Origin of the sequence: Paraburkholderia lacunae (genome assembly GCF_003353175.1) — a bacterium.
Taxonomy (GTDB): Bacteria; Pseudomonadota; Gammaproteobacteria; order Burkholderiales; family Burkholderiaceae; genus Paraburkholderia; species Paraburkholderia lacunae.
The window spans coordinates 271,554-295,427 of sequence record NZ_QHKS01000009.1 but is presented as its reverse complement, the minus strand read 5'-3'; the positions used below and the strand labels follow the sequence as shown (position 1 = coordinate 295,427).

The 23,874-nt window shown below is 62.9% G+C and carries 22 protein-coding genes; 11 read left to right on the top strand and 11 right to left on the bottom strand.

What is annotated here, in order from left to right; genetic code table 11:
* Position 1: 1 nt before the first annotated feature.
* From DLM46_RS16390 to gspG, 4 genes are all read right to left on the bottom strand, one after another.
* Entirely contained in the window at positions 2–679 is a 678-nt protein-coding gene (locus tag DLM46_RS16390) for a PulJ/GspJ family protein (protein ID WP_115101781.1), read from the bottom strand.
* Complete coding sequence (gspI, locus tag DLM46_RS16385) at positions 657–1,061, bottom strand: type II secretion system minor pseudopilin GspI (RefSeq protein WP_425273993.1); 405 nt, start codon at positions 1,059–1,061, stop codon at positions 657–659. The genes DLM46_RS16390 and gspI overlap by 23 nt, the downstream gene beginning before the upstream one ends.
* 1 nt (position 1,062) lies before the next feature.
* Positions 1,063–1,557: a GspH/FimT family pseudopilin gene (locus tag DLM46_RS16380; RefSeq protein ID WP_244306242.1), complete on the bottom strand. Its 495-nt coding sequence runs from the start codon at positions 1,555–1,557 to the stop codon at positions 1,063–1,065.
* Positions 1,558–1,704: 147 nt separating this feature from the next.
* Positions 1,705–2,169, bottom strand: coding sequence for a type II secretion system major pseudopilin GspG (gspG, locus tag DLM46_RS16375; RefSeq protein ID WP_115101778.1), 465 nt, complete (start codon positions 2,167–2,169; stop codon positions 1,705–1,707).
* 249 nt (positions 2,170–2,418) lie between these two features.
* On the opposite strand from gspG, the gene DLM46_RS16370 reads away from it, so the two are divergent.
* The gene (locus tag DLM46_RS16370; protein WP_115101819.1) at positions 2,419–2,832 is read left to right on the top strand and encodes a type II secretion system protein N; all 414 of its coding nucleotides are present in this window, start codon (positions 2,419–2,421) and stop codon (positions 2,830–2,832) included.
* A gap of 112 nt (positions 2,833–2,944) precedes the next feature.
* Here DLM46_RS16370 and gspF read toward each other — a convergent pair whose 3' ends face one another.
* From gspF to gspD, 3 genes are read right to left on the bottom strand one after another with little or no spacing between them, the layout of a single operon-like run.
* A complete protein-coding gene (gspF, locus tag DLM46_RS16365; RefSeq protein ID WP_115101777.1) occupies positions 2,945–4,162 on the bottom strand; it encodes a type II secretion system inner membrane protein GspF in 1,218 nt (405 codons plus the stop codon).
* A gap of 4 nt (positions 4,163–4,166) precedes the next feature.
* The gene (gene gspE / locus DLM46_RS16360) at positions 4,167–5,717 is read right to left on the bottom strand and encodes a type II secretion system ATPase GspE (RefSeq protein ID WP_115101776.1); all 1,551 of its coding nucleotides are present in this window, start codon (positions 5,715–5,717) and stop codon (positions 4,167–4,169) included.
* A complete protein-coding gene (gene gspD, locus DLM46_RS16355) occupies positions 5,714–8,023 on the bottom strand; it encodes a type II secretion system secretin GspD (protein WP_115101775.1) in 2,310 nt (769 codons plus the stop codon). The genes gspE and gspD overlap by 4 nt, the downstream gene beginning before the upstream one ends.
* Positions 8,024–8,539: 516 nt before the next feature.
* On the opposite strand from gspD, the gene DLM46_RS16350 reads away from it, so the two are divergent.
* On the top strand, positions 8,540–8,992 hold the full coding sequence (locus tag DLM46_RS16350) for a lytic transglycosylase domain-containing protein (protein WP_115101774.1): 453 nt from the start codon (positions 8,540–8,542) through the stop codon (positions 8,990–8,992).
* A 212-nt stretch (positions 8,993–9,204) separates the two neighbouring features.
* Positions 9,205–10,557: a GTP-binding protein gene (locus DLM46_RS16345; protein WP_115101773.1), complete on the top strand. Its 1,353-nt coding sequence runs from the start codon at positions 9,205–9,207 to the stop codon at positions 10,555–10,557.
* A gap of 118 nt (positions 10,558–10,675) precedes the next feature.
* Here DLM46_RS16345 and DLM46_RS16340 read toward each other — a convergent pair whose 3' ends face one another.
* Entirely contained in the window at positions 10,676–10,954 is a 279-nt protein-coding gene (locus tag DLM46_RS16340; RefSeq protein WP_006050811.1) for an HU family DNA-binding protein, read from the bottom strand.
* A 413-nt stretch (positions 10,955–11,367) separates the two neighbouring features.
* Here DLM46_RS16340 and mnmC point away from each other — a divergent pair, with 413 nt between their 5' ends.
* The 7 genes from mnmC (at position 11,368) to DLM46_RS16305 (ending at position 20,633) form a co-directional block, all read left to right on the top strand.
* The gene (gene mnmC / locus DLM46_RS16335; protein WP_115101772.1) at positions 11,368–13,335 is read left to right on the top strand and encodes a bifunctional tRNA (5-methylaminomethyl-2-thiouridine)(34)-methyltransferase MnmC2/FAD-dependent 5-carboxymethylaminomethyl-2-thiouridine(34) oxidoreductase MnmC1; all 1,968 of its coding nucleotides are present in this window, start codon (positions 11,368–11,370) and stop codon (positions 13,333–13,335) included.
* Between the two features lie 881 nt (positions 13,336–14,216).
* Positions 14,217–15,422 (top strand): cation:proton antiporter, encoded by a 1,206-nt coding sequence (locus tag DLM46_RS16330; RefSeq protein WP_115101771.1) that lies wholly within the window; start codon positions 14,217–14,219, stop codon positions 15,420–15,422.
* Positions 15,423–15,559: 137 nt separating this feature from the next.
* A complete protein-coding gene (locus DLM46_RS16325; RefSeq protein WP_115101770.1) occupies positions 15,560–16,675 on the top strand; it encodes a YbdK family carboxylate-amine ligase in 1,116 nt (371 codons plus the stop codon).
* A gap of 538 nt (positions 16,676–17,213) precedes the next feature.
* Entirely contained in the window at positions 17,214–17,852 is a 639-nt protein-coding gene (locus DLM46_RS16320; RefSeq protein ID WP_115101769.1) for a MarR family winged helix-turn-helix transcriptional regulator, read from the top strand.
* Positions 17,853–17,978: 126 nt separating this feature from the next.
* Positions 17,979–18,692 (top strand): glutamine amidotransferase, encoded by a 714-nt coding sequence (locus DLM46_RS16315; protein WP_115101768.1) that lies wholly within the window; start codon positions 17,979–17,981, stop codon positions 18,690–18,692.
* Positions 18,693–18,765: 73 nt separating this feature from the next.
* Positions 18,766–19,878, top strand: a complete 1,113-nt coding sequence (locus DLM46_RS16310) for an NADH:flavin oxidoreductase/NADH oxidase (protein ID WP_115101767.1) — start codon at positions 18,766–18,768, stop codon at positions 19,876–19,878.
* A gap of 221 nt (positions 19,879–20,099) precedes the next feature.
* Positions 20,100–20,633 (top strand): SET domain-containing protein, encoded by a 534-nt coding sequence (locus DLM46_RS16305; protein WP_115101766.1) that lies wholly within the window; start codon positions 20,100–20,102, stop codon positions 20,631–20,633.
* 49 nt (positions 20,634–20,682) lie between these two features.
* Here the strand turns inward: DLM46_RS16305 and DLM46_RS16300 are convergent, their stop codons facing one another.
* Positions 20,683–22,191: a sensor histidine kinase gene (locus tag DLM46_RS16300; protein WP_115101818.1), complete on the bottom strand. Its 1,509-nt coding sequence runs from the start codon at positions 22,189–22,191 to the stop codon at positions 20,683–20,685.
* Positions 22,192–22,326: 135 nt separating this feature from the next.
* Positions 22,327–23,013, bottom strand: coding sequence for a response regulator (locus tag DLM46_RS16295; RefSeq protein ID WP_013590077.1), 687 nt, complete (start codon positions 23,011–23,013; stop codon positions 22,327–22,329).
* Between the two features lie 161 nt (positions 23,014–23,174).
* Here DLM46_RS16295 and DLM46_RS16290 point away from each other — a divergent pair, with 161 nt between their 5' ends.
* Positions 23,175–23,399 carry a DUF3717 domain-containing protein gene (locus DLM46_RS16290; RefSeq protein WP_115101765.1) on the top strand — a complete coding sequence of 75 codons (225 nt, stop codon included), beginning with the start codon at positions 23,175–23,177 and terminating at the stop codon, positions 23,397–23,399.
* A gap of 94 nt (positions 23,400–23,493) precedes the next feature.
* Here the strand turns inward: DLM46_RS16290 and DLM46_RS16285 are convergent, their stop codons facing one another.
* Entirely contained in the window at positions 23,494–23,838 is a 345-nt protein-coding gene (locus tag DLM46_RS16285; protein ID WP_279635199.1) for a 4a-hydroxytetrahydrobiopterin dehydratase, read from the bottom strand.
* Positions 23,839–23,874: the final 36 nt, after the last annotated feature.

Below are 23,874 nucleotides of genomic sequence, written 5' to 3'. Positions count from 1 at the left end.
ATCATTCTCCGACGAGAAAAACCCGCGTAACCGGCCGCGCCAACGACGTAGCCCCAATGCCGACTTCGAGCCCAGTCACGGACCGCGGCAACGGCGCATTGCCGAGCTGCGGCACTTTCAGATTATTGTCGTTCTCCGTGATCGCGGCCTGCACATCCTTCATCTGCGCGGTCCAGCCGAGCTTCGGCACATAAACGCGAGTGGAAATGGTCCCTACGCCACCCATCAAAGGCACCGCGGTCCATCCTTCGCCTTCGCCACCTCGCAGCGCCCGGCGCAATTCGCCGACATTGCCCAACGGCGGCGACGCATAGCGAGTCACGCGTCCTTCTGAAACCCGGTACCGCACCACCTGCAAACGCGGCGCAGCCTCCGGCACCGCCATCTGCCGCACGATCTGCAGCACGCTGCCGTCAATCGAAACGGCCGCCTGCCCAGACTCGTCATCCGAAGCGGCCTCGCGCGCATCGATCCGCATCTGGTCGAACAGCTGCGCAAAGACGCGCTCGTCTTCCATTGCGCTTGTAATGGTCTGCCGGCCGCGGATGATCTGATCGAGCCCGCGCCATGACAACACCGCGATCACCGCCATGATCGCAATCGCGACCAGCAGTTCGATCAGCGTAAAACCGCCCGCGACCGGCCGGCGGCGACGCTCAGAGCGAACGGTTGTTTTCATTCGCGACCACCGTGACCATCTGAGCGAGATTGCCGGAACTCCCGGGCATCGTCACTATCACTTCCACTCGACGAAACACCGGATTCGGCGTCGCCGTCACATGCTCGGTACAGGTCAACGGCAAGTTGCCCTGCGAACAGTCAAAGCTGGTTTCGCCGACGTTCGGCCAGCCATGCGTGAGATGCAACAGCGCAAGCGTATTGTCCGCGCTCCAGCCAGCCAGCAGGCGCCGATGCAGATCGGCTTCGCCGCTCGCCAGACTGCCCACTGCGCGCAGCGACGCGGCCAACGCCACCGCGATGATCGTCAGCGCCACCAGCACTTCGATCATCGTAAAACCGCGCTGCTCTGCGCGACGGCCCAAGCCCCTGCAACGACGCATCTCAGTGCACCTCATAGCGGCCATTGCCGGTGCCGACGATCGTCGCGCTGCCCGCCGCCGAAAACAGCGTGATCTGCACCGGCACGTCGATCGCCTCGGTGCCGAACACGACACGGCTCGGCTGCGCGTCCGAGCCGGGATAGTTGATCGTCACGCCGGTCACGCCACCTTCCCACTGGCGTGGGCCGAGCAGATCGTCATGCAGCGGACGCCAGCCGTCTTCGGTACGCAGGTCGAAACGGAAACCGCCATCGAGCGGCTGCCACGCGATCGGCTGCGCGCGCACCTGGGCTTCGTCGCCGGCCGATTCGAACAGCAGCGCGAGACGCTGTGCTTCTTCGTTCAGATCGGTGCGCGGATTGCGCGTCATCGTCAGCGCCGTCAACGACACCAGCAAGCCCGCGATCATCAGCACCACCAGCATTTCGAGCAGCGTGAAGCCCGCTGCACGCTTCGATCCGCGCACGCGCGCGCCGGTGCACGCCGCGCGTGGCATCGGCGCCGTACACGGTGTGTCCACACGGGACTTGCAAGCGGACATACGCATAGTGCCGGCCACGAACGATCAAATACGAAAAGTCGATAAAGCGCGCGGCGGATCGCTGAAGAGAAGAGCAACCCGGCGCGCCTGAAAATCAGTGTATTACTGCCACGAACCTATGTCGGCGTCGTTACCTTCGCCGCCCGCCTTGCCATCCGCGCCGTAACTGAACACGTCGATTTCGCCGTGCACGCCCGGATTCAGATACTGATAGCTATTGCCCCAAGGATCGTTCGGCAGACGCTCGAGATAGCCGCCGTCCTTCCAGTTGTTCGGCACCGGGTCCGTGCCCGGTTTTTCGATCAGCGCGCGCAGGCCCTGCTCCTGGGTCGGATAACGGCCATTGTCGAGACGGTAAAGTTTCAACGCCTGCATCATCGTGCCGATGTCCTGCCTGGCGGCGACGCGCCGTGCTTCATCGGGACGGCTCATGATCTTCGGTACGATCAACGCGGCCAGAATGCCGAGAATCGCGATCACGACCATGATTTCGATCAGCGTAAAACCGCGTTGAAGGCGGCTGCGCGAACCCGCGAATTCCGTGCGGCGAGTGGTCGACAGTTGCATAGATTGCTACCTCTTTTCAGGTGAAATTTTCGATCGGGCGGGATTCGCGCAATGGCAGACGCACTCGCAATCAGGGTGCCATTGAACACGCCCAGCCGGTCATTTTAATGTCATGCAGTTGAAGGGTCGTGAGAAAACGCCGGGCCGCCCCAAGTTTGCTCACCCCCTCGGGGGCCTGGCGCAAAGCGCCAGGTTAAGGGGCGCTTTCAACCCAACGCAAATTTCACAATAGTCCGTACAATGATGCGCATGAACGCCATCCAAATTCGCCTTCTGTCGCTCGCGCTATTCGCCGTGTTCTGCGCGACGCTCACCTACTGGGTCATCACACTGTCCACGATGTCGGGCGCTCCGTTGCCCGCCGCCGCAGCGCACCCCCCGATCTCGACCGAACAGGCGGCTACGCTGTTCGGCGGTCAGCTCACGCGCAACGCGAACCAGGACGTGCATCTGTTCGGCATCCTTGCGTTGCATGAAGGCTCCGCGGCGATCGTTAGCGTCGGTGGCGAGCCGCCGCATGCAGTGTCGCTCGGCAGCGCGCTCATGCAAGGCGCCAAACTCTCCGAGGTCCGCGCCCGCTCGATCATCATCGATCGCAACGGCGCGCATTCCGAAGTGTTCCTCCCGGCTAATGCGGCAGGTCCTACGATCTACGTGCGCTAAACCAGCCGGCTCCGATCCGGCAGATTGCGCGGCTGTGGCTGTCATACCCCGCTATAACCAGCCATAAGCCACGGCAACCGCGGCGACCGCGCAATCAGCAAACCCCGCCGCTTTACTGCACCAGGTTGTTCAACTCGATGATCGGCAGCATCACCGCCAGCACGATCACCAGCACCACTCCCCCCATCGCCAGAATCAGCAACGGCTCGAGCAGGCTCGTCAGGAACATCGTGCGGCGCTCCAGTTCGCGTGCTTCGCCGTCGGCGGCGCGGTCGAGCATCGTCGTCACGTCGCCGGTCGCCTCGCCCGAACGGATCAGGTGAACCAGCACCGGCGGAAACGTCTTCGTATTACCGAGCGCGCGCGACAACGACGTGCCTTCACGCACGCGCACGATCGCGTCGTCGATGTTCGCGCGCATCGCGTTGTTGCTGAGCGTTTCGGCCGCGGCCTGCAGCGCGCGCAGAATCGGCACGCCGGCGGCGGTCAGAATGCCTAGCGTGCTGGCAAAACGCACGGTGTTGTAGCCGCGCACGAGCTTGCCCAGCAGCGGGGCGGTCAGCAGCCAACGGTCGAATGCGAGGCGCGGGCCGGGTTGCTTCAATATCGAGCGCACCAGATACGCCAGCACGGCGACACTTATCAGCACCGCCCACCACCAGCTCCGCACGAAACCGGACAGCGCCATCATCAGCACGGTGAGAAACGGTAACTGCTGTTTGGTGCTGGCGAACACGTTCACGACCTGCGGCACCACATAGCTCAACAGAAACGTGACGATGCCGAAGGCGATGATCGTGACGACGGCCGGATACGTGAACGCGAGCACGATCTTCTGCTTCAGCGCGTTGCGCTGCTCGATGTAGTCGGCCAGACGCGACAGCACGAGACCGAGCTTGCCGGTGTGTTCGCCGGCGGCCACCAATGCGCGATAGATTTCGGGGAAGTCCCGCGGATGCTGCGTCAACGCATTCGCGAGCGAATGGCCGCCGAGCACTTCGGCGCGAATCGACGCCATCAGTTCGCGGATGTAGTCGCGCTCCGATTGCTCGGTCAGCACCGCGAGCGCTTCGTCGAGCGGCAGGCCGGCGATCAGCAGGCTCGCCAGCTGGCGCGTCAGGATCGCCTGCTCGCGCTGCGAGAGGCGCCGCCCCAGCGACAAACGCTGACTGCGCTCGCCGCGCGTGCGCGTCGCGGCCGGTTCGACCACCAGCGGCGTCAGGCCTTGCGAACGCAGATTGGTCCGCGCGCCGCGCGCGCTGTCCGCGTCGAGCACGCCTTTTTGCGCTTTGCCCGCCGCGTCGATCGCTTCGAAACGAAATGCCGGCATGCGCTTATGCTCCGCCCGTCACGCGAATCACTTCTTCCAGCGATGTCAGCCCGGACGCAAGCCAGCGGTCCGCATCCTCGCGCAGCGTGCGCATGCCCTGCGCGCGGCCGGCTGTCAGAATCTCCGCGTCGGATGCGTTGCGGTGAATCAGCGTGCGGATGCCGTCGTCGATCAGCAGCAGTTCGTACACGCCGCGCCGGCCCGCATAACCCGACTGGCCACACTTGTCGCAGCCCACCGGATGCCAGTGCACGCGGCCATCTTCCTCGACGCGCTCTTCACGGCACACCGGGCACAGGCGCCGCACCAGCCGCTGCGCCAGCACGCCGAGCAGCGACGACGCCAGCAGATACGGCTCGACGCCCATGTCGGTCAGACGGGTGACGGCGGAGGCCGCATCGTTCGTGTGCAGCGTCGCCAGCACAAGGTGGCCGGTGAGCGATGCCTGCACCGCGATCTGCGCGGTTTCCAGATCGCGGATTTCGCCGATCATGATGACGTCCGGGTCCTGCCGCAGAATCGAGCGCAGCGCCCGCGCGAAGGTCATGCCGATCCGCTCGTTGACCTGCGTCTGGCCAATGCCCGACAGGTCGTATTCGATCGGGTCTTCGACCGTCATGATGTTGGTGGTCGCCGTTTCGAGCCGCGACATCGACGCGTACAGCGTGGTCGTCTTGCCCGAGCCGGTCGGGCCGGTCACCAGCACGATGCCGTGCGGCCTGGCGATCAGCCGGTCGAACTTGCCGAGCGTGTCGGCGCCCATGCCGAGCGCTTCGAGATTCAGGCGCGATGCGTCCTTTTCCAGCAGACGCAGCACCGCGCGCTCACCGTGGCCGGTGGGCAGCGTCGAGACCCGCACGTCGACCGGACGGCCGCCGACGCGCAGCGTGATGCGGCCGTCCTGCGGCAGACGTTTCTCGGCGATATCGAGCTGCGCCATGATCTTGATCCGCGAGATCAGCGCGCCGTGCAGCGCCTTCTTCGGCCGCACGACGTCGCGCAGCGTGCCGTCGACCCGGAAGCGCACCACCGACGACGTCTCGAACGGCTCGATATGAATATCCGAGGCCTGTTCGCGCGCGGCCTGCGTGAGCAGCGCGTTGATCATGCGGATGATCGGCGCGTCGTCTTCCGATTCCAGCAGATCCTCGACCTCGGGAATGTCCTGCATCAGGCGCGACAGATCGACTTCGCCTTCCACTTCGCCGACCACCTGCGCGGCGCTGCCGTCCTGGCGCGCATACGCCTGGTTGATCGCCTGCGCGAGTTCGTCGGCGGGCAGCCGCACGACCGAGAGAGCGCCGAAGTTGCGCGCGACTTCGGCGAGCGCGGCATCGCTCGTGCGTTCGCTGATCCAGACTTCGAGGCTGTCGGCATGCTGATGCGCGACCAGAATCTGGCCGCCGCGGGCGAAGCCGTAGGGCACGAGGCGCGCGGCAACCGCCGACGGCGCGGCACGTTCGGCGTGCTCGCCCACGACTGCGGGCGCAACCGTGGTGGCCCGCGCCGATGCCGACGACGTTGTAGCTGACGGCGGCGTGGACGGCGTGCTCACGGCTGCGCTCCGGGCGACGCGGTGGACGGTGCAGCGGGCACAGGGTTGGCCTGCACCGCACCGTTTGTCGCCGCGGGAGCGCTGGCCGGCGGCGGTGGCGCCATCTGCTTGCGCCGCATCTGGTCGAGATCGAACAGGTTCATGGCGGCCGAGCCGCCCTCGGCCGGGCCGATCGGCTTAGGCGGCACCACCGGATCGTCCTTGTCCTTGATCAGGTTGTTGTCCGACCTGTAGGCACCCTGTACGCCCTGGATGTAGTCGTAGCGGTTCGACGTCACGGCCTGCGCAGTATCGCGATCGCTGATGATCACGGGGCGCAGGAACACCATCAGGTTGGTCTTGTTGCGGGTCTTCTGTTCCGAGCGGAACAGCTGGCCAAGCCACGGGATATCGCCCAGCAGCGGCACCTTGCTGTTGCTGACCTGGTAGTTGTCCTGCATCAGGCCGCCCAGCACGATGATCTCGCCGTTATCGGCGAGCACCGTCGACTGGATCGAACGCTTGGTGAACTGCGGGCCGGCCGGGTTGGTCGCCACGTTGGTCGTGCCGTTCACGATCGCCGAGTCTTCCGTGTAGAGCTGCAGCTTCAGGATTCCCCCATCGGTGATCTGCGGCTTGATGTGCAGCGTCAGACCGACGTCGACGCGGTCGAAAGTATTGAATGCGTTGCCCGTGGTGCCGCTCGTGAGGTTCGAATACGAACCCGTCTGGATCGGCACGTTCGTGCCGACGACGATCTTGGCTTCCTCGTTGTCGAGCGTGATGAGGTTAGGCGTGGACAGCACGTTTGCATCGGCGGTCTGCGACAGCGCCTGCAGCAGCGCACCAAGTCCCTTCACGCCAAAAATGTTGTGTACCCAGCCGACGTTGAGCCCCTGCTGGAGATTCTGTCCTACGAGCGCCCCAGCGAGACCGCCGGTGGTCGCGTTCGCCGCCGCCGCAGTCAGATTGACGATGCTGTTGCCCGAACCGGTCGCCAGATTGGTGCCGGCAAAAACCTCGTTGTTCGCCACCTGCCATTGAATGCCGAGATTGGCGTTCGTGTTCGAGTTCAGTTCGACGATCAGCGCCTCGATATAGACCTGCGCGCGCCGCGCGTCGAGCTGGCCGATCACCGCCCGCAGGTTGCGGTACACCGGGTCCGACGCCGTGATGATCAGCGAGTTGGTGGCGGAGTCTGCCTGGATCATGCCGCCCGGCTGATTGTCCTCGCTCTTTTCCTTTTCGCCGCCGAGCAGGCCGCCGGAACCGGCACCGCCGCTCGAGCCGTACGCCCCGCCTGCGCCGCCGCCCGCCGGCGACCCGAACGAGCTGCTTCCGAGTCCACCCGATGGCAGGGGTGGCGTACCCGCTGTACCCGTCGAACTGCTGCCAAACGAGCCGCCGCCGCCGCTCTGGTTGAACGAACTCGCTTCGTTCGAGCCGGTCGCTGCGCCGGTCTCGCCGCCTTTGCCGAGCATCCCGCGCAAGGTCTTCGCGAGTTTCGTCGCGTCCGCGTTACGCAGCGCCACGACGTGCATGTTGCCGGGCTGTCCGGTCGGCCCGTCGAGCTGTTTCGCGAGGGACTTCGCCGCGTTCAGCCGCCCGGCGTTCGACGCGCGCAGCAGCAGCGAGTTGGTGCGGGGGTCGGCCGTGACCGATACCTTTAGCGTCGTGTCGGTGCTGCCGATGGTGCCCGGATCGAGCATCTTCGTGAGCTGCTGCGCGGCGTCGAGCGCGTTCGCGTTTTTCAGCGGCACAACCTGGACCTGCTGGCCCGCAGCCGTATCCACGCCCGCGATGATCTGCGCGATACGCCGCACGTTGTCGGCATAATCGGTCACGACAATCGTGTTGTTGGCGGGATAAGCCGCCACGGTATTGTTCGGCGAGATCAGCGGACGCAAAACGGGCAGCAGATTATTGGCCGACTCGTTCTTCAGCTGGAACACCTGCGTGACCACCTGGTCGCCGCGCGCCACCGGCGCGTTGCCGATATAGGTCGGCACGCCTTGCAGCTTGGCGTCGGCTTCGGGCACGACTTTCAGCACGCCGTGGTCCTGCACCAGCGCGAAACCCTGCATCCGCAACGCAGACTGCAAGGTCTTCAGCGCCTGGTCTTCTGGCACCGCATTTTCGGACACAAGATTCAACTGACCTTTCACGCGCGGGTCGACGATGATCGTTTTGCCGGTTGCCGCGCCGATCGCCTTGGCCACCTGATCGATGTCGGCGTTCACGAAATTGAGTGTCACCTGTGCCTGTGCTGTCTGCGCGGTGATCAATCCGACCACCAGCAGCGCCGTTGCGACGCGACGCAAAGCCATACGATTTCTTCTCATGGAATGTGGTATCGATACCGGCAACCGGAGCCGCCGGCGGTCATGCAGTGCGGACATGTGAGCAGGCCGCAGCCCCCTCGATCTGCCGGCGGGCTTCACGGGCAATCGTCGCCTTGGATGCTGGCCGCCCAATTTCCGAAAAAAAGGAACAGTAACAGTTTTTCATGTCGGATTTGTCACAAATCGAACAGCGCCGTGCGATTACTCTAAATAGATTTCCGGACTGTCAAATATTTGAAAGCGTTTGCGCTTCCGTGCGCGGTGCCGCATAAGTGCTGCGTTTTTGGCTGGATTATGTCGGTTAGCCAACTTGACGCTCGATTGCCTGCCGGTATGATACGAGCCGTTCGGGGTGCCGGTTGCAGCTGGACTACGGGGGTTTTCCCCCGTGCCCGGCTCACGCCCGGCCAAGGCGGCTCTCCGGCCTTGCGCGACTGAAGTTTGGCCGATCGATGCCCTTACCAGGCCTTACTCTTGCAATTTGTTCAATCATCTTGACCGATGAAACAAAGCCTCGTCACCGTCGCCGCAGGACTTGCCGTGCTGATAGCAGCAGGGTCCGCGCGCGCCGACTGCTTTGACGCGGCAGCCGGGTATCAGAAGGTCAACCCGTTGATTCTGCGGGCGATTGCGTGGCAGGAGTCGCACAACCGGCCGGACGCGTTGCATAAGAATGCAAACGGCTCGACCGATTACGGGGTCATGCAGATCAATTCGATCCATCTGCCTACGCTCGCACAGTACGGCATCTCGCAAGGCACGCTGATGGAGCCTTGCAAGAACGTCTATATCGCCGCATGGCATCTGCGCCGCCAGATGAACAAGTACGGCAATACGTGGCAAGCAGTCGGAGCCTACCACTCCGAAACACCGGCGCTGCGCGATAAATACGCTCAGGAGATCGCCGCGATCCTGCGCAAGTGGAACCTGATGCCGGCGACTGCTGCGCGCTGAGCCGCAGTTGTACGGGCGAGCACGGCGTTCCTGTTCACGCGTGCGCCCGAGCTTGCGCGAGTCGCCGCTCGGAGCCAGTCACGCGGCCACTGTCCGTTTGATGCACAATGCGGCTTCGTGTTGCCGGCGGTGCATGGCCATCAGTCCGGTCATGGCGTCATCAGACCCCGCGCCCGGCACGCCTTCCAATCCTCTTGCATTTCCGTACTGCGATGAACCAGCCGCTATTGCCCGTCACCGTGCTCTCCGGTTTTCTGGGCGCCGGCAAGACCACGCTCCTGAACCACATCCTCGCGAATCGGGCGGGTTTGCGCGTGGCCGTGATCGTCAACGATCTGGCCGCCGTCAATATCGATGCGACCCTCGTGCGCGATGCCGCCGCGCTCTCACATGTCGAAGAGCAGCTCGTCGAACTGTCGAACGGCTGCATCTGCTGCACGCTGCGCGACGACTTGCTGGTCGAGGTCAAGCGCCTTGCCGGCGAAAAGCGCTTCGACGCGATCCTGATCGAATCGACCGGCGTGGCGGAACCGATGCCGATCGCAGAAACGTTTACCTTCGTCGATGGTGACGGCGTGTCGCTGTCCGACGTCGCCCGGCTCGACACGATGGTGACGGTAGTCGATGCGTTCAATTTCCTGCGCGACTACGCTTCGGCCGACGCGCTTGCCGAGCGCGGCATCGCCGCCACTGAAGAAGACGATCGCACGCTGGTCGAACTGCTGATCGAGCAGATCGAATTCTGCGACGTACTGGTGGTGAACAAGGCCGATCTCGTCAGCGCCGACGACCTCACGCGTTTGCAACGTATCCTCGCGCGCATCAATCCGCGAGCCACGCAGGTGGTGAGCCGCTTCGGCGCGGTGCCGCTCGCCGAGGTGCTGAACACTGGCCGCTTCGATTTCGACGAAGCGTCGAGCGCGCCGGGCTGGCTGGCCTCGCTGAATCACGAGCACGGCCATGCGCATCAGGGCGAAGCCGACGAATTCGGTATCGGCAACTTCATTTACCGGGCGCGGCGGCCGTTTCATCCGGAACGCCTGTGGGCGCTGCTGCATCAGGAGTGGCAGGGCGTGTTGCGCAGCAAAGGCTTTTTCTGGCTTGCGACGCGTAACGACATCGCCGGTTCGCTGTCGCAGGCGGGCGGCGCATGCCGGCATGGTCCGGCGGGAATGTGGTGGGCCGCTCAGGATCGCAGCGAATGGCCGGAGGGCGGCGATGAGCTGGCCGCCGAAATTGCCGGCGACTGGCACGGCGATCCGCACGATATGAGCATCGGCGACCGGCGCCAGGAACTGGTGTTGATCGGAATCGGCATCGACCCCGCCGTCTGGCAGGCGAAGTTCGACGCGTGCCTGCTGACCGACGCGGAATATGCAGCGGGACCACAATCGTGGCAACAGTTCGCCGACCCGTTCCCGGCATGGGACTTCGACGAAGACGATCACGACCATGGCGACCATGACCACGATCATCATCATGACCACGATCATCATCATGACCACGATCATCATCATGACCACGATGGTCATGGTCACGGCGAAATCCTGCATCCCCACGACTGAGCCGGTCTTGCCGGCCAGAATGTTGAGCTGCGGCACCCATCGCGGCTCAACCGAAAACAGATCGCAGACGAAAAAAAACCCGCCGTCGGCGGGTGTCAACTGCCAGGCAGTAATCTGCTTAGCGCTTGTTGACTGCGTCCTTGAACGCCTTACCAGCCGTGAACTTGACGGTCTTGGCGGCCGGAATCTTGATAGTTTCGCCGGTCTTGGGATTGCGACCCGTACGTGCTGCGCGCTTGCCCGAACCGAAGCTGCCGAAGCCGATCAACTGTACCGCGTCACCCTTCGACACAGACTTCTTGATCACTTCAAGCAACGTGTCCAGCGTTTCACCGGTTTGAGCCTTGCTGGCGCCCGTCTGACCTGCGACGGCGTCGATCAGTTCCTGTTTGTTCATTAAGGTTCCTTTCTGAGTTTAGGTTGACACGAACAGCGCGAACGCGCCGATTATACGTGCGCGGGCCGCGCCGTCGAGCAGCTGCGGCTCCGGATCCCCTCCGGACATAGCGCCGGACAGATAACCGTCCGGCGGCCGTGCCGCCGCTCCCTTCGCGGCGCTTGCTATGATAGCGCAGCGCAAACCCAATCAGGACAAGGGTTTCGAAGATTTAACGCTGGCGAGGCCGATGCAACAGGGAAATCGCTGTTTTTGCTGTTCGCGGGCTCGAACCGAGGGCTGAAACCCAGTACGGACGGGGCTTGGCGTTGGTTTTTGCCAACGTTCGGCGCTTCTTTTTCGCTGCCCGGCGACCTGCGCCTCCTGGCGATAACGTGTGACCTGCTCTTTCGAGCGTCTTTTTTCCGCCGCGCATGACCGATCCGCTGATCCCCGCCACCCTCGCGTTTCGCGACAACGGCACACCTTTTTCCCCGCTTTACGACGACATCTATCACAGCGCCGTCGGTGGACTCGAACAGTCCCAATACGTTTTCCTGCGCGGCAATGCGTTGCCGGACCGGTGGCAGGGACGCCGCATTTTCACGGTGCTCGAAACCGGCTTCGGCATGGGCATCAACTTCCTGACGACCTGGGCCGCCTGGCGTGCCGATCCGGCACGTTGCGAGCGGCTGCACTTCGTCTCGACCGAGAAGCACCCGTTCACACCGGCCGACTTGCGCAGCGTGTACGCGAAAACGATTTCCGATCCGTCGCTTGCCGCACTCGCACTCGAGCTGACCGGCGCATGGCCGATGCTCGTGCCCGGTACCCATCGGCTGGAATTCGAAGAAGGGCGGGTCACGCTGACACTGGTGTTCGGCGACGCCACGCAGAGCTTGCCGACCTTGAGGCTACGCGCCGATGCGTTCTACCTGGACGGCTTCGCGCCGGCCAGGAATCCGGAATTGTGGACGCTGGCGATCTTCAAGGCGCTTGCGCGTCTGGCGGGCGAGGGCGCGACGTTCTCCACTTACAGCAGCGCCGGCGACGTCAAGCGCGCACTCACGCAATGCGGCTTCGAATATCGGAAGGTGGAAGGCTTCGGCTGGAAACGGGCGATGCTGGCCGGTCACTTCGCGCCGCGCTGGCGCGTGCGCCGTTATGAGCCGCCGGCGCCGCTCGCAGTCGACGAGCGGCATGCCATCGTGATCGGCGCCGGGCTCGCCGGCTGCGCGGTGATCGAGCGGCTGGCCGCGCGCGGCTGGCGCATCACGTCGCTGGAGCGGCATGCATCGGTGGCGCAAGACGCATCGGGCAATCCCGCCGGCGTATTCCATCCGATGATCTCGCGCGACGACAGCGTCGCCTCGCGCATCACACGCGCGGGTTTTTTTTACGCGCTCGGGCGCTGGGCCGCGCTCGAACGACTGGGTCACAAGCCGTTGCGCGGTGATTCGGGCCTGCTGCAGATCGCCGCGAACGACGAAGAAGCGCGTTTGATGAGCGAGGCGCTCGCGGCATTCGGCTATCCATCCGACTATGTGACACCGGTGTCGCGAACCGAAGCGCAGCGCCTCGCCGGCATGCCGCTCGCGCAGAAGGGCTGGCTCTTTCCGCACGGCGGCTGGATCGACCCGGCGTCGCTGTGCGCCGCGCAGTGTGCAGCGGCGGGTGCGCAACTCGAACGGCGCTTCGGCGTGGACGTCGCGCGAATCGAGCAAGCGGAACATCAATGGACCGTATTCGATGCAGCAGGACATGCGCTCGCTCGCGCGCCGGTGGTGATCGTCGCGAGCGCGCACGACGCCGCACGCATCGCCGGTTTGCAGCACGCGCCGACTCGCAGCATACGCGGCCAGCTAACTTTGCTGCCGCGAGGCAGCGTGCCGCCGCTCTTCATGCCGGTGATCGGCGAAGGCTACGCCGTCCCGCTCTCTGACGGGCTCACGCTGACCGGCGCCACCTACGATCTCGACGATCCCGACCCCTCGCTGCGCGCCGCTGGCCACCTGGAAAACCTGGAGCGCGTCGCGCAGATGCTGCCGGCCTTCAGCGGCATGGTGGATTCGGCGCGGGCGGCTTCGCTGCCCGGTCGCGTCGCGTTTCGCTGTGTCACGAGCGACCGGCTGCCGATGATCGGCAACTTCGCCGATGAAGACGCGGCGACACGCGATGCCCAGCGTCTGCGTGGCGCATGGCCGCTCGACCTGCCGCGTACAGATGGCCTGTACGGCGCGTTCGCTTACGGTTCGCGCGGCCTCGTGTGGGCGGCGCTCGGCGCGGAGCTGATCGCCTCGCAGATTGAAGGTGAACCGTGGCCGCTCGAGCGCGATCTGGCCGAAGACATCGATCCAGCGCGCTTCCTGTTGCGCGCATTGCGGCAAGGCGCCTTGGGTTAACGGTTATAAAAGCACGTCATAACGGCAGGTCCTAACGGTATGCAAGCACGTGCGGTGTGCGGGAAAGGTTATCCACCGGAACATGTGGATAACCGCTTGGTTTACGAGCACAACTCGTGTGGAACCGCTGTGGACGTAAACGGGGTAACTTTGCCGCCGTCGAAAATCCAGAAAAGTTACCCCGGTATACCCGCAGCAGCCGCACACGCTGTGCATCCTGTTATGCGGCTGGCAAGCCGATGATTCGTTTCGGTAAACCAAGGTTATCCACAGAAACCGAGTCAGCTTGTTAACTGTTACTACGTATACATACAGTAAACCAGTAAACCCGAAAGGCCGTCGCCAGATCGGCCCGCATCGTTCTGGAGGGACCCCAAAAATCGGCGCCAAAGACGTGCGCGCCGTTGCCGTCAAAAGCACGTCGGTCTTATTCAACCTGTACTCTGTCTCGGCCCAATTCAGCCGCGAAACGGTCGCTTTTTCCACCCATCGCGAAGATGGCGTACGTTTTTACCGTTTTGACGGCATGTTCGTGTGTTTTCGGTTGAGTCTGAAAAAGCTATGGCACAATCGCCGTTCTTCCCGCGTCTGCCAGGCCTCAAACGGCACACGCACCGAACGGAACGGTGCCGGTCAATCAGAATCTGATTCAGGGTCGACGGCGTTCTTTCCACCGTGCCGTGCCGCTTGCTGCGGCCGCACCCCAGAATGCGCCGCGCTTCCTGCGGCTGCGGCATATTCAGATCATCCGATCGTCAGAAACTCGCAACGCTGGTCACGCGAAGCGATCGCGACGGTGAGCGACTCATGCGCCCACCCGCTCGCCGGTGTTTGCGCCGGTTCGTATCGCCGGCCGTTGCAGCTAAGGAGAACCCACCACGATGAAGTCGGCGTTTTCGTTTTTTCCAGCCTGGCCACTCACGCCCGACGCCATTTTTTGGGCTGGCCTTGCTTTGCTCGCCGCGGGTCTATGCGGTGAACTCTGCTATCGGGCATGGCGTCTGCCGCGTATTTCCGGCTATGCGGTCATTGGTCTCGTGGCCGGTGCAGCCGGTTTCGGCGTGATCGACGCGGATTCCGCCAGCGACGCACGGCCGCTTCTCGATGTCGCGCTCGGGCTGTTGCTGTTCGAACTAGGCAGTCGGCTCGATCTGCGCTGGATTCGTCGCAATCCCTGGATGATTCTGTCGAGCGTCGCCGAAGCCACGCTCACCTTCGCGCTCGTCTTGCCGGTTTTGCTGTTCCTGAACGTGCCGCTAATGGTAGCGACAGTACTCGCCGCAATCGCCATGGCGACTTCTCCCGCGATGGTGATCCAGCTCAAAACCGAACTGCGCGCCGAAGGTCAGGTCACCCAACGTTTGCTGACCTTGACCGCGCTCAACAGCATGTATGCGGTGGTGATCGAAAAACTCGTGTCGAGCTGGTTGCATCAGGAGGTTTACGGCAACGTCTTCGCCACGATTCTGCAGCCGTTGTATCTGCTGATCGGCTCGCTCGTGCTGGCCTATCTGCTCGCGCGCACCTGCACCTTTTTTTATCGCCGCCTGAACATGCAGGACGAGCATTCGTTCGTCGCGCTAATCGGCCTCGTGCTGCTGGGGATCGCGATTGCCCATCTGTTCAAGCTGTCGACCATTCTTGCGCTATTGGCCGCGGGCATCATCGTGAAGAATCTTGAAGCGCGTCCGCAGTTGTGGCCGCAACACTTCGGCACGGCCGGCTGGTTGTTGACTGTGATTCTGTTCGTGCTGACGCTGACTTCGTTCGAATGGAAAGATATCGCGCTCGGCGGCGTCGCGGCGCTCGGTCTGATTGTTGCGCGGCTGGTCGCCAAACTGGTGGGCGTATTGGCATTCGCCAAACCGAGCGGTTTGAACTGGAAGCAGGGGATGGCGCTCGGTTTGTCGCTCTCGCCGATGTCGGCGCTTGCCTATCTGCTCGTCGACGATACCTATAACCTCTATCCGAACTTCGATCCGCAATTGCGCGCTATCGTGATGTGTTCGATTTTCGTGCTGCAGATTCTCGGGCCGTGGCTCGTGTATCGCAGCCTGGCGCTGGTGGCCGAACGGCGTGAAGAGTAAGCCGACGCCGCGCGTTTCGGCACCGCGCTTCCGGACGCCCGTTTTTTGAACGCCGTAATACGCTTTATCCCAACTCATTCGATTCAAAACGGCCGGGCATCCGACACACGCCCGGCCGACCAGACTCAGGGGACGCCATGTCACTCGAACCCTTCATCGATTCGAAACCGTTCACTTTCGGCGTCGAACTCGAGATGCAGATCGTCAATACGCACGACTATGATCTGACCAAAGCCGGCTCGGATCTGCTGCGTCTCATCAAGGACGAAAAAATCCCCGGCAACATCACGCCGGAAATCACCGAAAGCATGATCGAACTGTCGACCGGCATCTGCACGACGCATGAACAGGCCGTCGCCGATTTGCGCAAGATTCGCGACACCCTGGTCTCCGCGGCCGATCATCTGAACGTCGGCTTGTGCGGCGGCGGTACGCACGCGTTCCAGCAGTGGAGCGAACGGCGGATCGTCGATACGCCGCGATTTCAATACATATCCGAGTTGTACGGCTACCTCGCCAAACAGTTCACGGTGTTCGGCCAGCACGTGCACATCGGCTGCCCGGATCCGAATAGCGCGCTGTACCTGTTGCACTCCATGTCGCGCTTCATTCCGCACTTCATCGCGTTGTCCGCTTCCTCGCCGTTCGTGCAAGGCGTCGATACCGGTTTTCATTCGGCACGCCTGAATTCGGTGTTCGCGTTTCCGCTGTCGGGCCGCGCACCGTTCGTGCTGACGTGGGACGGCTTTGAGGAATATTTCTCGAAGATGGTCCAGACGGGCGTCGTCAACAGCATGAAAGATTTTTACTGGGACATCCGGCCGAAGCCGGGTTTCGGCACGATCGAAGTGCGTGTGATGGATACGCCGTTGTCGGTGGATCGCGCCGCGGCGATCGCCTGCTACATCCAGACGCTCGCACGGCATCTGCTGCTCGACAAACCGCTGACGCCGAAGGAAGACGATTACCTGGTCTACACATTCAACCGTTTCGAAGCATGCCGCTTCGGTCTGGCCGGCACCTGCATCAATCCGCAAACGGGCGAACGCAAAACGATTTCCGAGGACATCCTCGAGACGCTTGACCTGATCGCGCCGCATGCCGAGGCATTAGGTTCAGGTAACGCCCTCGCCGAGATCGGTGCAATCGCGCGCGGCCAGGTCAACGACGCGACATGGTTGCGCGGCGTTTTCGAACAGGAAAAATCGTTGCACGAGGCCGTGCGGCAACAGTGTTTGCAGTGGCGGGCCTAGCCGGGAGCAGCACGGCGTGCGTTAAAACGTAAGGAAGACCCATCTTGAGCGGTTTTTCTTAAAATTTTATTTTCCAGCTCAGGGGACCTTAGGTTTTTCCAAAGTTGATGTATACAAACGTAGTAGTAGTTAACAAGCATTGCATTGGCCTGTGGACAACTGAATAATTCCCTGAAAAGTCAAAGCACTGCGTAAACCATAACCGGTCTGATCAGACGTGCATCGGCGCCGGTAAGCGAGGACAACTTTGGCAGGGCGAGGTGAGGCGAGCGGGCTTATCAAGAATCGGCACACAGGCAGTCCCCGGCGTTTTCCCGTAGTTATCCACAGCTTGTGTTGGATAACTTAGCTGTACGATTCGCCGCTCTCGCATAGAATGTCGTTTTCGCCGCCTTGGCTTGCAAGGCGGTAAATTTTTGAGATAGTAGATTCCGTCTCGTCCGCAGTTGGGCGAGGCTACCCCACATAGGCTACGGGTGAGCTCGGCAGGCAATCTGCCGGCATCGCACGCATGCTTTAAATAAACCAATCGAAGATTATGAGCGAAGGCGTATACGGAGAACAGGCAACCGGGCGAGTGACCCACAGCCTATTGCGACTGAGCACGGCGATGCGAAGCCAGGCTTGGGAATGGGCGGAAGGCGCGGGTCTCACGCCGACTCAGGGCGAAATCCTGGTCTTGTTGATGCAGCGCAAAGGCCCGATGCGTCTCGGCGAAATCGCCCGTGAAACGGCCCTGACCGCCGCGACCACCAGCGATGCAGTGAGCACGCTGGAAACCAAGGGTCTGGTTGAAAAGCGCCGCGCTCTCGACGACGGCCGCGCCCTTGCGGTCCGTCTGACGGCGCGTGGCCGCACGGCTGCCAAGCGGGCCGCGCAATGGCCGGACTTCCTGGCCAAGGCAGTCGGCACGCTGCGCGACGAAGAGCAGGCGTTGTTCTATCGCACGCTGCTCAAGACTGTTCACCAACTGGAAGCGCAAGGCAACATTCCGGCGCACCGCATGTGCCTGAGCTGCACGCACTTCGAGCCCAGCAAGAATCCGAAGAAGACGCCGCATCACTGCGCGCTGCTCGATCTGAACATGGCGGATACGGATCTGCGTCTCGATTGCTCGGTGCACGAAACCGCCGACGTCGCCACCCAGAAAAAGACCTGGAAGATCTTCGCCCAGTAAGGCGGCTTCTTCCGGCACAATCCGCTACACTGCGAAACCGTGCTCCGGCGGGCGGCAGATGCCTCCTGCCGGCCGGTTCGCGCCGCGCAGCGGCAAGTCCTTGGTCAACCTGAAGGTGACAGGCTGATGAATCGCGAAGTTCTGGCCATTCGCCACGTGCACTTCGAGGATCTGGGCAGTCTTGAGCGGGTGCTCGGCGAGCGTGGCCGCCCGGTACGTTATCTCGATGTCGGCTTTGCCCGTATCGAGGCGCCGAATCCGGTTGCGGCTTCGTTGATGGTGGTGCTGGGCGGCCCGATCAGTGCAACGGACGATGCGCTTTACCCGACGCTCGTGCCGCTCCTGTCGATGATCGAAAAGCGCATTGCCGCCGGTTTGCCGACGCTGGGTATTTGCCTCGGCGCTCAATTGATCGCGCGTGCGCTCGGTGCGCGAGTGTATCCCGCGGGCCACACCGAACTCGGCTGGACTCCGCTCACGCTCACCGATGCCGGCCGCGCTTCGCCGCTGCGTCATCTGGACGGCACGCACACCTCCATGCTGCATTGGCACGGCGATACTTTCGATCTGCCCGAGCACGCCACGCGTCTCGCGTCGACACCCGCCTGCGAAAATCAGGCGTTCGCCTGGGGCGATCACGTGCTGGGCCTGCAATGTCATCCGGAGATTCGCGCCGACCGTTTCGAGCCATGGCTGATCGGCAATGCCGGCGAACTTGTAGGCCACGGAATCGACGCGCGTCAATTGCGCGCCGAAACCGCGCAGTTCGGCCCGGGGCTGGAAGCCGCCGCGCGCCAGATGTTCAGTGAGTGGCTCGATCAGGTCGAGTCGAAGCCTTGAGCTGCGCGCGCCTGCGGTAAATCACCCGCGGTGCTATGCTCGACCGCTCTCGGGCTTTCACTGGGTGTAATCCATGAGCGCGCTTTTTTCTCCGCTCACGCTGCGTAGCGTGACGCTTCCCAATCGTATCGTCGTGTCCCCGATGTGCCAGTATTCCGCCGACCGTGGCGAGGCAACGGCGTGGCACATGATCCATCTCGGCAGTCTCGCTTTGTCCGGCGCCGGCATGTTGTGCATCGAGGCGACCTCGGTCGAACCGGATGGCCGCATCACGCCGGGCGATCTCGGCTTGTGGGACGACGTCACCGAAGCCGCCCTGGTGCCGGTGCTGGCCGCGATTCGCAAGCATTCGCATATTCAGGTGGCAATGCAGCTGGCGCACGCAGGGCGCAAAGCGTCGAGTCACACGCCATGGGAAGGCGGCCAGCTGATTCCGGTATCGCAAGGCGGCTGGCTGCCGCATGCGCCGTCGTCATTGCCGCACAAGGCGGGTGAAGAGCCGCCGCTGGCGCTCGACATAGCGGGATTGAACCGGATCCGCGAAGCGTTCGCTGCCTCTGCGCGCCGCGCCGCGCGCCTCGGTATCGATGCGTTGGAAGTGCATGCGGCGCACGGCTATCTGCTGCATCAGTTCCTGTCGCCAATCGCCAATCAGCGCAGCGATGACTACGGCGGTTCACTGGAAAACCGCATGCGCTTGCCGCTCGAGATATTCGACATCGTACGTGCCGCGTTTCCCGCCGACAAACCGGTTGGCGTGCGTGTGTCCGCAACCGACTGGGTCGACGGCGGCTGGACGCTCGACGACACGATCGTGTTCGCGCATGAGTTGGAAAAGCGCGGCTGCGACTGGATCGACGTGTCGTCCGGAGGCGTGTCGCCGTTGCAGAAGATTCCGCTCGAGCCGGGTTATCAGATACCGTTCGCGAAAGCCGTCAGACACGCAACCGGTCTCACCACCATCGGCGTGGGTCTGATCACCGATCCGCTGCACGCCGAGCAACTGATCGAAGCAGGCGACGCCGATCTGATTGCGCTCGCCCGCGGGCTGCTCTACAACCCGCGCTGGCCGTGGCATGCGGCGGCGCAGCTCGGCGCAACGGTCGAAGCGCCGCCGCAGTACTGGCGCTCGCAACCGCGTGACCAGAAGGCGCTGTTCGGCGACATTTCATTCGGACAACGGTGAAGCTGCCGGCGCGCCTCATGCGAGCACGTCTCTTTGACGGTTGAAGGAAGCCGTCTTGAGCGTGTAGGATGCCGATTGTGGCGCATGAGCGTCGCAGATCGACGCGGCGCTCGCAGGGCGCCGCGTTTGCTATCCGCGTCAGAAAAAAGCAGCGCGCTAGATGCGGGCATTTCTGGCGGCACTCGGAACTTCACTCCCAGTTCTTCACAAGGATTCATTCAATGAGTTCACGCAGGATCGCCGTGCGCCGCTCGGGTGTGCACGGCAAAGGCGTGTTTGCCCTCGAACCGATCAAGGCCGGCGAGCGGCTGATCGAATACAAAGGCGAGCGGATCTCTTGGAAAGAAGCATTGCGTCGCCATCCGCACAATCCGGACGAACCGAATCACACCTTCTATTTCGCGCTCGACAGCGGCAAGGTGATCGACGGCAAGGTGAACGGCAACAGCGCACGCTGGATCAATCACTCATGTGCGCCGAACTGCGAGGCCGAGGAGATCGACGGTCACGTGTACGTGCATGCGTTGCGCGATATTGCCGAGGGCGAGGAAGTCTTTTACGACTACGGCCTTGTGATCGACGCGCGTCAGACCAAGAAGCTCAAGAAGGAATACGAGTGCCGTTGCGGCGCGCGCAAGTGCCGCGGCACGATGCTGGCGCCGCCGGAGAAAGAGAAGGGCGCCGACAAATCCGGGAAGTCCGTCAAGTCGGTGAAAGAGGCGAAGACGTCGGCGAAGAAAGAGAAGAAGAAATGAAACACGGGCTGCCTGAGGTGAACGAAGGCGGCCCGCTGATCATCATCCGTCACATATCGATCGGCGCCGAGTGCGCCGATTTTTTTGCCGGCAGACGCTTGTCGGTTTCGCTGGCGGCGCCCTGTTGAACGCTGGCCGGCACGAGCGGAATGCGCACGATAAAGCGCGCACCGCTATCCGGCGCGTCTTCGTAATGCGCGCTGCCGTGATGCAGCACCATGATGTCGTGGACGATCGCGAGGCCGAGACCGGCGCCGCCGTCCACGCCGCTGTCGCTCTGGCCGTCGCCGCGGAAAAACCGTTTGAACAGATCGGCTTGCTGCGTGAGCGGCACACCTGGGCCGTTGTCTTCAACAACGATCTCGGCCATGCGCAGTTCGTCGATCACCGTTTGCGAAACCGTCACGGTAATGCGGCCACCGTCGAAACGCGATGGCGGCACGTATTTCAGCGCGTTATCCAGCAGATTGGCGATCACTTCGTGCAGCAACACCGGATTGCCGCGCGCCATCAGCGGATGATCGTTGGCCGGGTCGTCGAGACGCTGAAAGCCCAAGTCGACATGGGACGCCAGCGCGCGCGGCACCCATTCGGCGCCGGTGTCGAACGCGAGCGCGGCCATATCCACAATGACGAAGCGGGCCGCCTGTTCGCTCGGCTCGGCGCGCGCGAGCGACAGCAACTGATTCGACAGCCGCACTGCGCGGTCGGCCGCGGCACGCAGTTCGCGCACCGCGGCGAGCGTCTGCTGCGGGTCACGCGCGACCGCTGCCTGTTCCGCATGCAGCTTGACCGCGGTAAGCGGCGTGCGCAGCTGGTGCGCGGCGTCGGCGATAAATTTGCGCTGGCCGTCGAGTGCGGTTTTCAGACGACCGAGCAGCGCGTTCAGCGCGCCGGTAAGCGGACGGATTTCAACCGGCACAAAAGTCTCGTCGACCGGTTCGAGCGACGTGTGCGTTTGCCGGTTCAACGAATCCGCGAGATCGGTCAGCGGATTGAGCTGTTGATTGACGACGCGCCACACGATCACCCAGCCCGCGAGCAGCAGTAACAGCAGCGGCATCATGATCGCGACCAGAAACTCGGCGGCGATTCGAAAACGATGATGCACCGGTTGACCGACTTCGACGACGATCGGGTTGCCTCTCGGCTGATCGACGCGCACCTGGGCCACGCGCACCGTTACGCCTTCGTGCTGCGTTTCGAACACGTAAGCGTAATGCATGCGCCGCACGCTGGTGCCTTGCAGCGGAAGGTTGTGGTCGCCGGCGATTTCGGTTTCACCGTTGCTGATCCGATAGACGAGCTGTTCGACCGGATCCGAGAACATGGCCTGCGCGAGCGGCGGCACCGTAATCGGCGCGTCGGGGCCGGCGATCTGGATCTGTTTGGAGATGGCAGTGGCAAGGTCGGCGAGCGAGCGGTCGACCACATGCTGCGTGTACTGCCACGCCAGCCAGTAAGCGATGAGGCCGCTCATCAGCGCGAGCAGCGAAAGGGGAGCAGCGAGGCGCCGCAGCAGCGTGCGGCGCAGACTATTGGCGGCCGGCTGGGGCATCATCGAACGCGCAGGAAAGAGGCAACGGCGAAAAGCGCCGTGAAATGCCGCCGGATGCCGGCGAGTCGCGCACCGGGTGCGCGGCGCCGGCCCGGCGCCGTCAGGCCGCGACGAAGTGGGCGGCCTTCACGACGATTATGCGGCCTGGCGGATTTCCTGCAACAGGTAACCAAAGCCGCGCACCGTGACGATTTCGACGCGGCAGTTCTCGAGCTTCTTGCGCACCCGGTGCACGTAGACTTCGATCGCGGTATCGCCGAGATCGCCGCCGAAGTGCGTCAGGTGGTCTTGCAACTGGGCTTTGCTGACCACGCGGCCGTGGCGCAGCAGCAGCATTTCGAGCACCGCGAATTCGCGCGGCGACAGCTCGAGCGGCTTGTCGTCGTTGAAGATGCGGCGATCGACGCCCGACAGGCGCACACCGCCCAGCGATACTTCCGGACGCGGCATATCGCCGTGCGGACCGCTGCGGCGCATCACCGCGCGGATGCGCGCTTCAAGTTCGGTGGGTTCGAACGGCTTCAGCATGTAGTCGTCCGCGCCGGAATTCAGCCCTTGCACGCGGTCGTTCAACTCGTCGCGCGCGGTCAGAATGATCACCGGCGTGTGGCGATTGCTCTGACGGAAGCGCGACAGCAGCGTCATGCCGTCGATGCCGGGCAGACCCAGATCGAGGATCACGAGCTCGTGGCGGTTTTGTGTGAGGGCCTGCTCGGCGAAAATGCCGTCATGGACCATGTCGACCGTGAAGCCGGCTTGTTCAAGACTGCTTTGGATGCCGCGTGCGATGGGGCGGTCATCTTCGATCAGAAGGAGTCGCATGGATTTCGCTCAAGTACAATGGGTTAGGCGTTTGGGCAAGCGGTTCGCCGGGGCGCCTGCTACACAGCGGCGTGCGGCGTGGCCGTGCCGGACCGGCATGAAACGGCCATCGAGCAGCCATAAAGCAGCCATCAAGCGGCCGTAGAGCGATCACGAAAGTCATGTCCGAGATAACGATTCACGAACTGGAAGCCGCGATCAACTTCTGGCGCGCCCGCTCACCTTCGAGCGGCGACGAACTCGTTTTGTGCAAGGAGGCAAGCGCGCTCTCCAAGCCGTACGCGCTGATGATTGTACAGCGTCAGCACGCGCTATCACCGGATCGTTTGGACGGGATTGCGAGGCAGGCGTGGGATTCTTACGTGCGCCTTAAGAATGGCCTGTAGAACTGAAGGTTTTGGGGCCACATTGCCTGCAAAGCCCTTTCACGGCTGCCGAAGGCCTTTATACGCGATGCGTGACTGCGCGTGAGCGCTCGTATCAGGCGGAAATGCTGTCGATAAATCGGGCCAGTTTGATGTCGCGCTCGGTCAAGCCGTTTGCCTCGTGCGTGGACAGCGTGATCTCCACCTTGTTGTAGACGTTGAACCATTCCGGGTGGTGATCCATTTCCTGCGCCTTGATCGCCACGCGCGTCATGAAACCAAACGCCTCGTTGAAGTCGGCGAACCTGAACTGGCGCTGGATCGCGTCGCGGCCTGCCACGGCCTGCCAGCCATGCAGTTGCGCGACCTGGGTTGCGCGCTCTTCGGAAGTCAGTTTGTGAATCATGGTGCTACCTCGTTCATCTAGACAGGCGCGCCGGTGGACGCGCGCATTCGTTATTTTTTCACGGATGCGGCAAGCTCGCAGTCGGCCGGT

Excerpts from the sequence above, each read along its gene's own strand:
- DLM46_RS16390 (WP_115101781.1), bottom strand. The coding sequence starts at position 679 with ATGAAAACAACCGTTCGCTCTGAGCGTCGCCGCCGGCCGGTCGCGGGC.
- gspI (WP_425273993.1), bottom strand. The coding sequence starts at position 1,061 with ATGCGTCGTTGCAGGGGCTTGGGCCGTCGCGCAGAGCAGCGCGGTTTT.
- DLM46_RS16380 (WP_244306242.1), bottom strand. The coding sequence starts at position 1,557 with ATGCCACGCGCGGCGTGCACCGGCGCGCGCGTGCGCGGATCGAAGCGT.
- gspG (WP_115101778.1), bottom strand. The coding sequence starts at position 2,169 with ATGCAACTGTCGACCACTCGCCGCACGGAATTCGCGGGTTCGCGCAGC.
- DLM46_RS16370 (WP_115101819.1), top strand. The coding sequence starts at position 2,419 with ATGAACGCCATCCAAATTCGCCTTCTGTCGCTCGCGCTATTCGCCGTG.
- gspF (WP_115101777.1), bottom strand. The coding sequence starts at position 4,162 with ATGCCGGCATTTCGTTTCGAAGCGATCGACGCGGCGGGCAAAGCGCAA.
- gspD (WP_115101775.1), bottom strand. The coding sequence starts at position 8,023 with ATGGCTTTGCGTCGCGTCGCAACGGCGCTGCTGGTGGTCGGATTGATC.
- DLM46_RS16350 (WP_115101774.1), top strand. The coding sequence starts at position 8,540 with ATGAAACAAAGCCTCGTCACCGTCGCCGCAGGACTTGCCGTGCTGATA.
- DLM46_RS16345 (WP_115101773.1), top strand. The coding sequence starts at position 9,205 with ATGAACCAGCCGCTATTGCCCGTCACCGTGCTCTCCGGTTTTCTGGGC.
- DLM46_RS16340 (WP_006050811.1), bottom strand. The coding sequence starts at position 10,954 with ATGAACAAACAGGAACTGATCGACGCCGTCGCAGGTCAGACGGGCGCC.
- mnmC (WP_115101772.1), top strand. The coding sequence starts at position 11,368 with ATGACCGATCCGCTGATCCCCGCCACCCTCGCGTTTCGCGACAACGGC.
- DLM46_RS16330 (WP_115101771.1), top strand. The coding sequence starts at position 14,217 with ATGAAGTCGGCGTTTTCGTTTTTTCCAGCCTGGCCACTCACGCCCGAC.
- DLM46_RS16325 (WP_115101770.1), top strand. The coding sequence starts at position 15,560 with ATGTCACTCGAACCCTTCATCGATTCGAAACCGTTCACTTTCGGCGTC.
- DLM46_RS16320 (WP_115101769.1), top strand. The coding sequence starts at position 17,214 with ATGAGCGAAGGCGTATACGGAGAACAGGCAACCGGGCGAGTGACCCAC.
- DLM46_RS16315 (WP_115101768.1), top strand. The coding sequence starts at position 17,979 with ATGAATCGCGAAGTTCTGGCCATTCGCCACGTGCACTTCGAGGATCTG.
- DLM46_RS16310 (WP_115101767.1), top strand. The coding sequence starts at position 18,766 with ATGAGCGCGCTTTTTTCTCCGCTCACGCTGCGTAGCGTGACGCTTCCC.
- DLM46_RS16305 (WP_115101766.1), top strand. The coding sequence starts at position 20,100 with ATGAGTTCACGCAGGATCGCCGTGCGCCGCTCGGGTGTGCACGGCAAA.
- DLM46_RS16300 (WP_115101818.1), bottom strand. The coding sequence starts at position 22,191 with ATGCCCCAGCCGGCCGCCAATAGTCTGCGCCGCACGCTGCTGCGGCGC.
- DLM46_RS16295 (WP_013590077.1), bottom strand. The coding sequence starts at position 23,013 with ATGCGACTCCTTCTGATCGAAGATGACCGCCCCATCGCACGCGGCATC.
- DLM46_RS16290 (WP_115101765.1), top strand. The coding sequence starts at position 23,175 with ATGTCCGAGATAACGATTCACGAACTGGAAGCCGCGATCAACTTCTGG.